This is a genomic window from Streptomyces sp. BK022 (assembly GCF_004217355.1).
Classification (GTDB): Bacteria; Actinomycetota; Actinomycetes; order Streptomycetales; family Streptomycetaceae; genus Streptomyces; species Streptomyces griseoluteus.
Genome location: NZ_SHKU01000004.1, coordinates 863,942 through 877,691, shown reverse-complemented (window position 1 = coordinate 877,691; position 13,750 = coordinate 863,942). Strand labels below are relative to the sequence as shown.

At 71.0% G+C, this 13,750-nt stretch carries 10 protein-coding genes; 9 read left to right on the top strand and 1 reads right to left on the bottom strand.

The window, feature by feature from the left end:
- Positions 1-341 precede the first annotated feature (341 nt).
- The gene (locus tag EV284_RS20735; RefSeq protein WP_130336252.1) at positions 342-1,403 is read left to right on the top strand and encodes a cytochrome P450; all 1,062 of its coding nucleotides are present in this window, start codon (positions 342-344) and stop codon (positions 1,401-1,403) included.
- A 259-nt stretch (positions 1,404-1,662) separates the two neighbouring features.
- On the opposite strand, the gene EV284_RS20730 is transcribed toward EV284_RS20735, so the two are convergent.
- Positions 1,663-2,157 (bottom strand): EF-hand domain-containing protein, encoded by a 495-nt coding sequence (locus EV284_RS20730; RefSeq protein WP_165425593.1) that lies wholly within the window; start codon positions 2,155-2,157, stop codon positions 1,663-1,665.
- A gap of 373 nt (positions 2,158-2,530) precedes the next feature.
- Here EV284_RS20730 and EV284_RS20725 point away from each other — a divergent pair, with 373 nt between their 5' ends.
- From EV284_RS20725 to EV284_RS20695, 8 genes are all read left to right on the top strand, one after another.
- Complete coding sequence (locus EV284_RS20725; protein WP_242625745.1) at positions 2,531-2,926, top strand: hypothetical protein; 396 nt, start codon at positions 2,531-2,533, stop codon at positions 2,924-2,926.
- Between the two features lie 115 nt (positions 2,927-3,041).
- Positions 3,042-3,653, top strand: coding sequence for a HEAT repeat domain-containing protein (locus tag EV284_RS20720; protein ID WP_165425592.1), 612 nt, complete (start codon positions 3,042-3,044; stop codon positions 3,651-3,653).
- A 242-nt stretch (positions 3,654-3,895) separates the two neighbouring features.
- Positions 3,896-5,041, top strand: a complete 1,146-nt coding sequence (locus EV284_RS20715) for a beta-eliminating lyase-related protein (protein ID WP_130336246.1) — start codon at positions 3,896-3,898, stop codon at positions 5,039-5,041.
- 174 nt (positions 5,042-5,215) lie between these two features.
- Entirely contained in the window at positions 5,216-6,043 is an 828-nt protein-coding gene (locus EV284_RS20710) for an ISAs1 family transposase (protein ID WP_207229086.1), read from the top strand.
- Entirely contained in the window at positions 6,007-6,312 is a 306-nt protein-coding gene (locus tag EV284_RS33685) for a transposase (RefSeq protein ID WP_207229085.1), read from the top strand. Before EV284_RS20710 ends, EV284_RS33685 begins: the two co-directional genes overlap by 37 nt.
- Positions 6,313-6,544: 232 nt before the next feature.
- Positions 6,545-7,162, top strand: coding sequence for a helix-turn-helix domain-containing protein (locus EV284_RS20705; RefSeq protein WP_130336244.1), 618 nt, complete (start codon positions 6,545-6,547; stop codon positions 7,160-7,162).
- Positions 7,162-8,496: an MFS transporter gene (locus EV284_RS20700; protein WP_130336242.1), complete on the top strand. Its 1,335-nt coding sequence runs from the start codon at positions 7,162-7,164 to the stop codon at positions 8,494-8,496. Before EV284_RS20705 ends, EV284_RS20700 begins: the two co-directional genes overlap by 1 nt.
- A gap of 498 nt (positions 8,497-8,994) precedes the next feature.
- Positions 8,995-13,530 carry a non-ribosomal peptide synthetase gene (locus EV284_RS20695; RefSeq protein WP_130336240.1) on the top strand — a complete coding sequence of 1,512 codons (4,536 nt, stop codon included), beginning with the start codon at positions 8,995-8,997 and terminating at the stop codon, positions 13,528-13,530.
- The last annotated feature ends 220 nt before the right edge of the window (positions 13,531-13,750 follow it).

Here is a 13,750-nt window from a genome sequence, read left to right as displayed (position 1 = left end):
AGCCGTCGCGAGATGCCTGAAAATCGCCGTGGGAGAAGTTTTGGGGAACGGTGGCGCATATCCGCTATTCGGACCAGGGAAGTCTCCCGGCGTTCCTCATCCCACACGGAGGTGTCTCGATGAAGCTGCTCTTCGCCCTTCGCAACAAGGTCGCTGCCGGTAAGAGTCTCAAGGCCAGCGCTTGGTACATCTGGTACTGATCCACCGGCGGTCCGACATCGTTGTCCGGTCCTCCCCCAAGGAGGCCACCGGGCGACGATGCCCGCCACCGTGTCTCCCCTCGCCCCTCCCAGCCCGTCGAGCCCCCGACCGGCCCCGCCGCCGACCGCACCGGAGAACGTATGCCGTCGTCATCCGCCACGCGTACACGCACCACCGTGTTCGCCCCGCGGCTGGCCGCACTCATCAGCGGTCACCTCGGCCAGGACGTCTTCCGTCTGGAGCCGGACACGATCGGGGTCGCCGGACCGGAGATCACCGACCGAGTGCTCGCCGCGCGCCGGGCCACGGAGTCGGAACGGCCGACGTTCAAGCCGCTGCACGGCCGCTCCATCACCCGCACCGAGGCGTCCTCGGTGACCCGCACCGTCGCCAACGACGTACGGCGGGCCCTGACCGGTCCACTGCGCGAGACCGTCGACCTGTCGGGCTCCTGGCCGCTGGCCGGGCACCTCTTCCTGCGGGACATCATCCTGGGCGGTGACCCCCGCCGGCTGCGCATGCTCATGAGCCGCTATCTGGAACTGACGCCCAAGCTCACCTGGACGGTCATCGCCATCGGCGCGGCGCTGCCCGGCTGGCCCCGGCCTGGCGACGAGGGCCTCACCGGACTGGCCGCCCGGACGGCCGAGGCCACCGGCTACCAGGAGCGCCGGTACGCCATGGGCATGTACCGCAGGGCCGCCGCACCGGTCTGCTTCACCGTCTCCACGCTCGTGGCCAACGCCTTGTGGCTGGGGGCCCCGTTCGACGACGCGACGCCGAACCGGAACATCATCCTGGAGTCGCTGCGCCTGCTGCCACCCTCCTGGAACATCCTGCGCAACGCCTCGCCCGAGTACCCCGCCATCGACGAGCGGATAGGCGCCGGCGACGACGTGCTCGTGCTGCCCCTGCTGTCCCACCGCGACCCGGGCCTCTGGGACGACCCCGAGAGCTTCCGCCCCGAACGCTGGGACGACCTGGACCCCGACAACACCCCCGGATACCTTCCCTTCGGCCACTCGTCCGAGCGCTGCTGGGGGCGGCACATGGTCATGCCGCTCGCCGAACTGCTCCTGGACCACGTGCGCCGGTCGGGGCTCATGGTCGACCCCGAGCAGACCACCGGCAAGGTGCCACTCCTCGGTCTCCTGGGTGTCGAGGACGTGCGCATGGTCCGGGCCGCCCGAGCGCGGGGATGAAGCCGGCCGCTGCCCGCTCAGCGGCCTGACGGAACATCACCATCGGCCGGACCAGACGAACACCCCGGGCGCCCGCCGTGCCTCGCAGGCCGTGCGTCCACGGGCAGCCGCCGACCCTCCCGTGGGGAGGACGGGAGGGTCGGCGGGGCCCGCCGTCACAGGAGCGGAGGGAAGGGCCGGTCAGGGGTCCCACCTCGGGGATCGCATCGCGCCCGTCCGCACACCGTGCACCAGGAACCGGCCGCACGGATAGATCCTGTCAGCTGGTGAAGAGGGCGAGGAGCCACTGCTCGGGGGCGGGATCGGGAGATGCGAGGAAGTGGAGCATGGCGGTGCGCAGGTCGGCTTTGGTGAGCGAGCCGTCACCGTCGCGGTCGAGCTGGCTGAACTCGGCGCCGACGTTGAGGTTGTGGGCCTTCAGGTACTGCTCGAACTCGGCCTTGTCGACCTTCCCGCTCTTGTCGGTGTCCATGAGGCCGAAGACGGCGTCCGCGGTCGCGGTGAGGTAGGCAGGCATCTCGTCGACGCGCTTGCCGACCGCGGCGCGTTCGATGTAGGCGAGCAGCTCGTTCGTGCTCACCCTGCCGTCCTTGTTGGCGTCGGCGGCCGTGACGAGGTGGCGAATGAGGTCCGCGGTGACCGCCTTCTCCGCCTCCGTCTGCCCCTTCCGCTGGTCCCCGACGCTGATCTCACCGGACCTGTCGGCGTCGAGGCGGTCGAAGAGCTGGAGGACCCGCGTCGTGTATGCACCCATGATGGGCATCGTCCTTCCGCGTCAGAATGTCGGCCGAGCCGTGATCCGCCGACGAACTTAGTGGCCGGCCGGCCTGTGACACGGTGGCTCACGCCGGAGCCACCCGATGAGACGAACAGGGAGCAGCTCCCTCCGGAGGACTGCGCATCCTGCCCCTCGTCACCGGGCCAGCCCCCGCCTGCCTGTGTCCGGGGGCAGGGGCCGGCTCGGGCTCGATGGTGCCCCCGAGCGGACCAGCGGAGCCGGTGGGGCGGGTCGTGATCGACGCCGGTTGTGAGAAAGCTTCTGCTCAGTGGTCCGCCGGCCCTGTCCGATGGCCCGTTCGAGCTGATCAGGGACATGCTCTACCGTTCGCTGGAACGAAGGGGATCGCATGGCACGCGATACGGCTGAGGTGGAAGCAGGGATGAAGGGGATCACGTTTCCCGCCTGGCACGGAAAGCACTACGTGACGCTGGCCGAACTCCTGGTCCGCCTCGGCAGCTTCGGCCTGGACCTGACCTGGCGCATCGAGTTCGACGAGGTCGTCGACCCTCGCTGTGCCGAGATGGCGAGGCGTTCCGCCGACGGCGGCATGGGCACGTTGACGTTGCTGTCGCTGACGACCCCCTTCCTCCAGTTGATCGACGCCCGGGCACGTGGGTTCGCCGGGGACGAACTGGTCGTCTCCCTCACCGAGTTCGACAGTTCCTCGTGGGACGTGAGGGCTGTCGACGAGCGCGTACTCGGCGAACTCCGCCACCACTACCCGGGTAGCGAGGATCTCTGAACGGGGCGCTTCACTCCGGACGCGGCGTGGCCCGCCGACCCCGACGCGCGCGCTGATCAAGCGCCGGGGAACGGAAGACCCCCACGCCGCGGTGCGGGGTTCGGTACTGGTCGCGTTGCGCGGCATCGCTCGCGAAGACCTCGATGCCCGCTCGTTCCTCATCGACAGCCTGCGCTCGCAAGCCAATCCGGCGCTACGCCAGACGGTGCCGGACCACCTTGCCTACCTGGACGCCGAGCCACAGGTACTGCAGGCCCTCCGGAGGAGCGCCGTCAGCGACCCGGACGACCGGTGCCGAGTGGCTTCCCTCGTGAGGCTGAGCCAGATCGGGAGTCCGAGTGACAGCGTGCGGTCCTTCATCGCGACACTGGCCGACGACGATCCGAGCGACGTCGTGCGAACGGCCGCACAGCGATGCCTTGAGTCGTTCTGGCCGACCACGCCGGCCCGTGTCCGCCCCCTGGCCGCCCTCCGCCGTCGCGTCCTCGAGGACACGTCCGAGAGCTGCTTCGAGTACCTGCTGGAAGAGCTTCACCAACCTCTCGACCCTGACGTGCGGGTGGCGGCGGCTCAGCTGCTGGCCACGTGCTGGGCGACGGACCGCCGTACCGTGCCCGCCCTCACCGAGCGGGCCGGTGTGGAGGAGGACCCCGACAGCCGCGCCCGGATCGAAGCAGCCGTAACCACCGCCACCGTCTACGCACCCGTCCACGACCTGCTCTTCTGAGAGACCGGACACCACCGCGGGGCGCGGCGGTCGAGCGGCGGCGCGCGGTGGGCCACCAGCCGACAGGGGCGTTTCAAAGTCCTGGTGATCACGTGAGTCCGCAGGCCAGAGCCGTCCCGCTGGCCCGTCACGTACGCAACGAAGCTCCGGTTGAACGGGGTGACCTTCCCAAGTCGCCCTGATCCACGGGAGCTTCGATAAACTTCGGTGACGCACCCGGCTCCGTACGCGATCATCGGTGGATGACCGACAACCCAGGCACGGATCAACGGCTCCGGAGACTGGCCGCATGGCGCGGTGCGACGCGGGTGCTCTCCCGCATCGCCGCCGAGCACCGAATCAGCGACCGGATGGCCGACCTCGCGGCTTACGCAAGCAGCGTGGACGACTGGGTCGACATGTACGGCGACGGCATCGTCGGAGAACTGGAGCGGCGCACCGCCCACACCCTGGGCATGGAGGCCGCCCTCTTCTTCCCCACCGGCACCATGGCCCAGCAGGTCGCACTGCGCTGCTGGGCGGGCCGGACCGGGAACCGCACCGTGGCCCTGCATCCCCGGTCGCACCCCGAGACGGACGAGCGGGGCGCCTTCTCGGCGGTGAGCGGGCTGCGTACCGTGCATCCGACGACCCAGTCCCGGTTGCCGACGGCCGACGAGGTCCGCGCTCTGGACGAGCCCTTCGGTGCGTTGATGCTGGAACTGCCGCTACGCGAGGCCGGTTTCGTCCTGCCGACGTGGGACGAGCTGACCGACGTGGTGGATGCGGCCCGGGAGCGGGACGCGGTCGTGCACTTCGACGGGGCGCGGATCTGGGAGTGCACCTCGCACCTCGGCCGTCCTGTGCAGGAGATCGCGGCGCTCGCGGACAGCGTGTATGTGTCGTTCTACAAGTCGCTGGGCGGGATGTCGGGCGCGGCGCTGGTGGGACCGCGGTCGCTGATCGACGAGGCGAGGGCCTGGCGTCATCGTTACGGAGGCGATCTCTTCCACCAGTATCCGGCGGTGCTGAACGCGCTGCTGGGGCTGGAGAGGGAGCTGCCCCGGTTGCCGGAGTATGTGGCGCACGCGAAGGTGGTCGCGGCGGCACTGGCCAAGGGGTTCGAGGCGGCAGGGGTGCCGTGGTTCCGGGTGCATCCCGGGGTGCCTCACATCCACCGGTTCCAGGTATGGCTGCCGTACGCCCCTACCGTGTTGACGGAGGCCGCGGTACGGCTGGCCGAGGAGACGGGGACGACGCTGTTCCACCGATGGTTCCCGGCCCCGGGGGGACCGCCCGACATCGGGGTCACCGAAGTGACGGTGGCGGCCGAGGGACTGGAGTGGACAGCGGAGGACGTGATGGCGGCAGTGACAGCGTTCACCAGTCGGCTGCCTGAGAGCTCTTGACGGAACACGAGTCGGTGCGGAAACAGGCCCCGGGTCGGATACGGGTGCTGGACGGGTAGGCGTGGCGCGGGCCACACTGTGGCAGCCGAACGCTCCTTCCCAACGCCCACCGGAGCTTCGATGTGCCGTCCGTCTGCCACCGGCTGTCTCGTCAAGTCGCCTCCTCCGGAGGGTGTGGCCGGGCTCTCGCTGGTGGAGCGGCTGCGGATGCTGCCCGATCCGCGTCGGCAGCGCGGTGTGCGTCACCCGTTTGTGGCGGTGCCGCTGGTTGCCGCTTCGGCTGTGGTCGCCGGCGCGCGCTCGTATGCGGCGATCGACCAGTGGTCCGCGAGTGCTCCGCAGCACGCCCTAGCCCGGTTAGGTGCCCGCGTGGTTGGTCCGCTGAGGGTGCGGGTCGCGCCGAGTGCCGCCACGATCCGACGGGTCATCAGCCTTGTGTGCCCCGGCGGCCTGGCGGACCTGACCGGCGCCGATCCCGTTGGCGCGGACTCGGTGGCCGTGGATGGCAAGGCCGCCCGTGGCTCGCGGCACGGTCAGAGCCCCGCCGCCCACCTGCTGGCCGCGATGACCTGCGACGGCAGGACCGTCACCCAGCTGCGGGTTCCCAACAAGACAAACGAAATCACGTGCTTCGCCGCGCTGTTGGAGCCTTACGACCTGACCGAGGTCACGGTCACGGCCGACGCTCTGCACACTCAGCGGGGCCATGTGCGTTTCCTGGTGGAGGAGAAGAAGGCGCACTACCTGTTGGTGGTCAAGGCCAACCAACCCGGGCTGCACAGCAGGCTCCGGTCGCTGCCGTGGAAGGAGGTGACCGCACGGCGCTACGACCGCGAGACCGGGCATGGCCGCAAGGAGACCCGCGTGACCGGGGCCTTGACCGTCACCGGCCTCGGCCTGGACTTCCCCCATGCCGCCCTGGCCGTGCGCATCCTGCGTCACCGCACCGACCTCAAGGCCGGCAGGTGCAGCCGACAGACCCCTACGCGATCACGGACCTGACCTCGCAACAAGCCTCGCCCCAGAGGCTCGGTCGGCTTGCCCGGTCACAGTGGACCATCGAGAACCGGCTCCACTTCGTCCGCGACACCACCTTCGGCGAGGACGCCTCCAAGATCCGCACCCGCCACGGGCCCGGGAACATGGCCCCCTTGCGCAATCTGGCGATCAACGCGCTCCGCGCCGCCGGACACCGCAACATCGCCGCTGGCCTCCGCCACGCCTCCTACGACCCCTTTAACCGGCCGCTGGACCTACTGAACATCTCCTGACCAGCAGGTCTACATGATCACCGCGACTTTGAAACGTCCCTGCACCAGCCGACGCCCGGGTCCCCGGCCCGTGCCCCCACGCAAGGGCATCTGGCGGTGTGTGGGGCCGGCGGCAAGCGGCGCTTGGCTCGCTGCGGTTGGCGAGCGCGAGAAGCTCCTCGCCGCTGGATCGCAAAGAGTTCTTCGCGAAGAACTCTTTGCGAAGAACTCTTCGCGGATTATCGTACGGCCCATGACAGATGCGGCGAAGAGGCCGGACGGCCCGGACGGTGAAGAGGACTCGGTCGTCCTGGATGCCAAGGGGCTGCGGGCCCTGGCGCATCCGGTGCGCGTTCAGCTGGTCGGGCTGCTGCGCAAGCACGGCCCGTCGACGGCCACCCGGCTCGCGGAGCGGCTGGAGGTGAACTCCGGTACGGCGAGCTACCACCTGCGCCGGCTCGCCGCGGCCGGCTTCGTGGCGGAGGACACGGAGAGGGGGAACGCGCGGGAACGGTGGTGGCGTTCGGTCCACCAGCTCACGCGCTTCGACCACGAGGATCTCGCTGAACACGAGCCGGAGGCGGCACTGGCCTATCTGCGGTCGGTGCACAGCGCGTACGTCCTGCGCACCCAGCAAGGGCTCAACGGTCTGCAGACGCTGCCCCGGCCGTGGCGGGAGGTGTTCGACATGAGCGACGCCACGCTCCGGCTCACCCCCGCGCAGGCCCAGGAGTTGCGCGATGAGATCCGGTCCGTGATCGACCGGTACCCGCGGACGTCTGCCGCGGAGGACTCCCGGGGGACCGAGCGGGTGTGGGTGAACTTCCAGGTGCTGCCGGAAGGGGACATATCCCCGCAGGAGGAGGACTGATGGGCTACGAACAGACCGAAGCCGCCGGCCGGGGGCGGTTACGGCCGCTCGGAGGGGTTCTCGCGGCACTGCTGGTCGCACACAGCGGTACCAGGATCTCGGCCATCGCCATTCCGTGGTTCGTGCTGGTCACGACGGGCAGCGCGACGCAGACCGGTCTGGTCGCGTTCTGCGAGATGGGTCCCTATGTGGTGGTCAAGGCCTTCGCCGGGCCGCCGGTGGACCGGATCGGGCCCCGCCGGATCTCCTGGATCGCGGATGTCGTCAGCGCGACCGCCGCCCTGTTGATCCCCCTTCTGCATGCCGAAGGGCTGCTTTCCTTCGGCGGCCTGCTGGCGCTGGTCGCGGTCATCGGCACGGTCCGCAGTCCCGGGGACCTGGCGAAGGACGTCATGATCCCGCAGGCGGCCGAACTCAGCCGGGTGCCGCTGGAACGGGCGACCGGGCTGCAGGGCGTCTTCGAGCGACTGGCGGGAACCGTGGGGCCTGCCGCCGGCGGCGCTCTGGTGGGGCTGGTGGGTCCCATGGTCGGGCTGGGCGTCAACGCCGCCTGTTTCGCGCTGGGTTCGCTGATCATCGCCGTAGCGCTGCCCAAGGGCATGGGGCGGCCGCAGAAGCACCCTGCCGGAGCGGAGGAGGCCGGGGCCGGTACCCAGGGGGGCTACTGGCACAGCCTGCGGGAGGGCTTCGCGTTCCTGCGTGGCCAGCCGATACTGCTGGCGCTCTACGCCATGCTCGGCGTCACGAATCTGCTGGACGCCGCGTATGTGGCCGTGCTGGTCCCGGTCTGGGCCGCGGGGTCGGGTTACGGTCCTGCCACCATCGGGCTGGTGCTGGCATCGTTCAGCGTCACGGCGACGGTCGGCAGCCTCGTCGCCGCCGCGGTGGCCCATCGGCTGCGACGCCGGCCGGTGTTCTTCCTCGGCTGGCTCGTCACCGGGGCGCCACGGTTCCTGATCCTGACGGCGGACGTGCCGCTGTGGTGCGTGGCGGTGGTGATAGGCCTGGGCGGCCTGGGCGGCGGCTTCATCAACCCGATCATCGGCGCCGTCACATACGAACGCATACCCCCCGACATGATGGGCCGGGCGCAGGGCATCGGCGACGCCATCACCTGGGCCGGGATTCCCCTGGGCGGTCTCCTCGCGGGCGCCGTCGTCGCGGGAACGGGTCTCACCCCCGCGCTCCTGATCGCGGGCGCCGTGTACTTCCTGACGACCAACCTCACGGGCCTGCGCCCGGAATGGCGTGAGATGGACCGCCACCGCGGTGGGGGACGAGCCGGGCGGAGCCCGCACGTCACCCCGGCCGAGTCTCCCTCGGCAGCGCCGTAAAGCCGCTCGTCGCGCGTCCGCCGGGGGTTGTGGGACGGCCCTCCGGTGACCAGGGCGCCCCGCGTGACGGCGGGGCGCCGGTGCGCACGCGGTCCCTGTCACCCCCCGGGTGGAACCGAGTTGGAACTTCGTCTCCGCGGAGGAGACGGAGCGGCGGTGAGCAGCGGATACGTCTCTGTCCGAGGGGGACCGCGACGCCTGCGCGGCAATGTCTGCGCGTGCGGGGCCGGCTCGCCGGGACCTATATTCCTCGCGTCCGCTGCCGCAGCCTCCCCCGCCTGTGGAGCGCCGCAGCAGTTGTCGGATCGCTCAGATCGATTGATCACACATCACCGCTGTGGGCCTCTCACGCCTGGCGCCGACGACAGGGCCGGCGTCGGGGCACACGGAAATCCGGAGTGCGAGCTGCCGGAGTGATCGTGCCCTGCTTCCGTTCCACGATCCGGGCCGCGCGCACGAGGGGTTGAGTCAGATATCGGCCGATCAAAGCTTGGAGACATGATGACGGAGTCCAGCGGGTCGACATCTCCGGATCCGGCGGCCGGGTCCGGCACAGCGGTGCTCGCCCCTGCGGCGGAGCCCCGTGCTCGCGGGGCCCTGACCTCGCGCGGCGCCCTCGCGGGGTGGGCCCCGCGGCGTGCCATCCGGGCCAAGACGATCCACAGCGGGTTCGAGGCCCAGGCCGCGCTCGTTCCGCACGGCATCGCGCTGCGCGTGCGAGGTCTGGAGCTGACCTACGAGGAGCTCAACGCGCGGGCGAACGTCCTGGCACGCCGGCTGCGCGCCCACGGCGTCGGAGCCGAGTCCCTGGTCGTCGTGTGTCTGCCGCGGTCCGTGGAGTTGCTGGTCAGTTTCCTCGCCGTGATGAAGGCCGGTGGCGCGTACGTGCCGCTGTCGGCCGGTGACCCGGACCAGCGGCGGCGGCACATCGTGGAGGACGTGCGGCCCACGGTCGTCATCACGGACGCCGCCCACCGCGACGACAAGGAGTTCGCCGGCTCGACGGCCTTGTGTGTTCACGAGTTGCTGGAGTCGTTCGGGACCGCCGGCCCGGCCGAGCGGGGCAACCTGGACGAGGAGGTCAGGCCGGAGCAACTGGCCTACGTCATCTACACCTCCGGATCGAGCGGCCGGCCCAAGGGCGTGATGTGCCCGCACCACGGGGTGGCGAACTACCTGGACTGGGCCGTCGAGACCTACACCGGGCTCGGCACCGACGGTGCTCCGCTCTTCTCCTCGGTCGGTTTCGACATGGTGGTGCCCAACATCTACGCACCCCTGTGGTGCGGCCAGTCGGTGCGGCTCGTCCCCGACGACCAGGATCTTCCGGCGCAGATATCCGAGGTGCTGTCCTCGGGCCCGTACGGGTTCATCAAGCTGACGCCCGGTCAGCTCGACCTGATCACCTCGATGACCGATGCGAACGGGGCGCGGAGCCTGGCGGGGCTGCTCGCTGTGGGGGCGGACCTCTTCCCGGTGCAGTCGCTGCGGCGCTGGCGCGCCCTCGACACCGCGACGCCCGTCCTCAACGAGTACGGGCCGACCGAGGCCTCGGTGGCCAACGCCTTCTTCATGACCCCGGACGGCTTCTCCGGGGAGACCATCCCGATCGGCAAGCCGATCGAGAACACCTCGATGTACATCCTGGACGACGACCTCCGGCCGGTCCCCGAGGGCGCGGAGGGTGAGATCTTCATCGGCGGGGTGTGCTGTGCCCGCGGCTACCTGGGCCGGCCGGAGCTGACCGGGGAGAAGTTCGTTCCCGACCCCTACGCACCTGAGCCGGGGGCCCGGATGTACCGCACCGGCGACCGGGCCGCCTGGGACGACCGGGGCAACGTGGTCTTCCTGGGCAGGTCGGACCGCCAGCTGAAGATTCGCGGCTACCGAGTGGAACCGGGCGAGACCGAGTCGGCGCTCCGGCGGCACCCGGACATCCGTGACGCGGCCGTCGTGGGCCACCGCAGCGCCCCCGACGCGCCGCTCGTGCTGAAGGCCTACCTCGTCGTCGACGGGAGTGTGCCGGAGGGGCTGGTCTCGTGGCTGGCCGAACAGGTTCCGGACTACGCCGTCCCGCGGCAGTACGCCACGGTGGACGCGATCCCGCTCGACGCGAACGGGAAGGTGGACCGCTCCGCACTGGCGCCGCGGATTCCCGAGCCCGAGCAGGTCGCTGCCGGCCACGCGGCCCAGAGCGTGGAGGACGTGCTGCGCGAGGCGTGGAAGTCCGTCCTGGGCGTCGCCTCGGTGGAGCCCGACGCGAACTTCTTCGAGCTCGGCGGCGACTCGATCTCCACGGTCCGCCTCGCCTCGAAGCTGCGTGAGCAGGGCTACGAGCTGAGCCTCACGGACGTGTTCCGCAGTCCGACGCTGCACGCGCTCGCGTCACTGGTGGTGCGCGCGGACACCGTGGAGGACACCACGGTCGACGTCAGCGGGCCGCTGTCCCTGACACCGATCCAGCAGTGGTTCTTCGATCGTGAGCCGGTGGACCGGGACCACAACAACCAGTCGGTCCTCCTGGAGTGGAAGGGCGAGCCCGAGGTCTTCGCGCTGGAGTCGGCTCTCGAGGCGCTGGTCGACGCCCACGACGCGCTCCGGCTGCGCTTCTCGCGCGAGGACGGCCGGTGGCAGCAGGAGGCCGGCGAGGCGCCGCCCGGGTTCGAGCTGCTGTCCGAGGTCTTCCTCGATCAGGACGCCGGTGGTGACCAGGGGCTGCGGGACGTGGCGGACGAACTGCAGCGCTCGCTCGACATCGAGAGCGGGCGGGTGCTGCGCGCCGCGCTGATCTCGGGCGCCGGACGCCCGAGCCTGCTGCTGATCGCCGTCCATCACCTCGCGGTCGACACCTTCTCCTGGCCGACGATCGTGCGCGATCTGGACGTCGCGTACACGAACCTTGTGGCCGGACGTGAACACGGCCTGTCCGAGGACTCGTTCGCCTTCTCGCAGTGGGCGGGCGCACTGGCTGCCGTACGACCGCGCGCGGCCGCCCGGTCCGGAGGCGGCCAGGACGGGCGGCCCGAGCCGGTGTCCCTCCCCCGGGAAGTCGCGGACGGCGCCAACACCGTGGGCGGTGCCGAGTGCGTCGAGACGCGGCTGTCGGTGTCCGCCACCAGACGTCTGCTGCGGATGACGCCGACCGACTACGGCAGCCCGGTGGAGGCGGTGCTCCTGACGGCGCTCACCGACGCGCTGAGCGCGGCCCATGGCCTGCCGTCGGTGGCCTTCGACGTGGAACGGCACGGCCGGGACAGCCGCGTTCCCGGACCCGACCGCACTGCCGCGGTGGGCTGGTTCGCGGGCATTCACCGGGTGACGCTGGACTCGTTCTCCCTGGACACGGAGAGCGACCCGGGTCTGCGGGAGGCGGTGCACCGGGTGCGACACGCGATGACCGCCGGGCCTTCTGGCCGGCTGGAGTGCGACATCGAGGCCGCCCCCACCAACCCGGGCATGATCATGTTCAACTACTCGGGCCATCTGGAGACCCAGTTCCAGGCGGTGAGCTTCAGCGCGGTCATGGGCGCGGCCGGCGAGGAGCGCTCGGCCCGCCAGGAGCGCAGCCACGACATCGAGCTCGAAGTGGAGGTCGCCGACGACCGGCTCACCTTCCGCTGGCTCTACGCACCCACGCTCCACAGCAGGCAGACGATCGAGTCGGTCGCACGGCGTTGCCTGAGCGCCGTCGAACTTCTGGTCCGGCGCGGGCCGGGGGCACGCGCGGCGCGGGTGCCGTCGGACTTCCCGCTGTCCTCGGTCACACGGGAGCAGTTGGACCAGGTGCTCAAGGAGGCCGGCCGCGCGGAGGACCTGTACGACCTCACGCCCCTGCAGAGCGGAATGCTGCTGCACAGCCTGACGGGCGGCGGCTACGGGGGGTGTCACGTCATCGAGTGCGCTCCCGGCCTGGACGAGGCCGTGGTGGCCGAGGTGTGGCGCGAGCTGGTCCGGCGGCACCCGGTGCTGCGCAGCAGCGTGCACTGGCAGGGTCTGGAGCGGCCGGTCCAGGTGGTGCACCCGGCGGAGTCGGTGGAGATCGCGACAGCCGAATGGTCGGAGGACCTCATCGACACGGCGAGCGACCGGAGCAGGGACTGGCGCCCGCGGGTGACGGTGGCGCGTGCCGGTGACCGGCTGAAGGTGGTGCTCAACTGCCATCACCTGTGGATCGACGGCTGGAGCGTCGGCGTGCTGACCGAGGAGGCGAGCCGGCTGTACGGGGCCCTGCCGGGCGGCGCAGAGGAGTTGCCGTCGCCGGTGCCCTACCGCCGCTACGTCGAGTGGCTGCGCGACCCGGAGCGGCAGCATGAGGCGCGCACGTACTGGACGCGTCGGCTCGCGGGCAGTCGTGCGTGCTATCTCGCGCCGCGCGGCCATGGCGCCGGGGGCGGGGAGCGCCTGCTCACCCTCGACCTGCCGGCGGCCACCAGGACACACTTCGAGCGTCTGGTGAGTGCGCACGGTGTGACACCTGCCATCGCCACCCTCGCGGCGTGGGCGGTCACGGTGTCGGCGACCGTCGGCCGGGACGACGTCATGGTGGGCTGCGTGGTCGACGGGCGGAGCTGGGACCTCGCGAGGATCGACCGCGTCGTGGGGCTGGTGATGAACACCGTGCCGGTCATCTGGGATCCGGCCGGTCCGGCGACGGTGGCGGCGGCGCTGGCCGGCCTCAGGGACCAGCTGAGCGACACCGTGCGCCACGGGCACCACTCCCTGGCCGACCTCCAGCGCGGGGTGCCGGGTGCGCAGGGCGAGCCCTTCGACACCGTCTTCGTCGTCGAGGACGTGTCGGACGCCGGCTCCGCCCGGACGTTCCAGCGGGGGCTCGGGTACGAGGAGGTGCACTACCCGCTCTCGCTCACCCTCCTGGTGGAGAGCGGTCAGCCGGTCGCGCTCCGGTTCGCCTTCCACGACGGGGGACTCGACCCGGCACTGGTCCGTACGCTGGCCGACCGGGTGGTGCGGGCGCTCGGGCTGATGGTGTCGCACGCCGGCGGGCCGGCGGCTGCGCTCCGGACGATGCTGTAGGGAGGTCCGGCGCTCGACGGCGGGCGGCCGTCCGGTCGGACGGCCGCCCGCGGTGGTACTGGCGTGGTCCGCGGCTTGTCGAACACCGCGGGTGGAGGCCCTGCGGGAGACCCGCCGGGGCCCGGCCGGGGGGGTGGCCCCCGCCCGCCCCCGCGGGGCGCCCGGGAAGGTGGGGGGGGCCCAGCGGGGCCCTTTGGTGCCGCGCCCCGGGACCCCCCCC

Coding starts and splice junctions, on each gene's coding strand:
- EV284_RS20695 (WP_130336240.1), top strand. CDS start 8,995: ATGATGACGGAGTCCAGCGGGTCGACATCTCCGGATCCGGCGGCCGGG.
- EV284_RS20700 (WP_130336242.1), top strand. CDS start 7,162: ATGGGCTACGAACAGACCGAAGCCGCCGGCCGGGGGCGGTTACGGCCG.
- EV284_RS20735 (WP_130336252.1), top strand. CDS start 342: ATGCCGTCGTCATCCGCCACGCGTACACGCACCACCGTGTTCGCCCCG.
- EV284_RS20715 (WP_130336246.1), top strand. CDS start 3,896: ATGACCGACAACCCAGGCACGGATCAACGGCTCCGGAGACTGGCCGCA.
- EV284_RS20705 (WP_130336244.1), top strand. CDS start 6,545: ATGACAGATGCGGCGAAGAGGCCGGACGGCCCGGACGGTGAAGAGGAC.
- EV284_RS20730 (WP_165425593.1), bottom strand. CDS start 2,157: ATGGGTGCATACACGACGCGGGTCCTCCAGCTCTTCGACCGCCTCGAC.
- EV284_RS20725 (WP_242625745.1), top strand. CDS start 2,531: ATGGCACGCGATACGGCTGAGGTGGAAGCAGGGATGAAGGGGATCACG.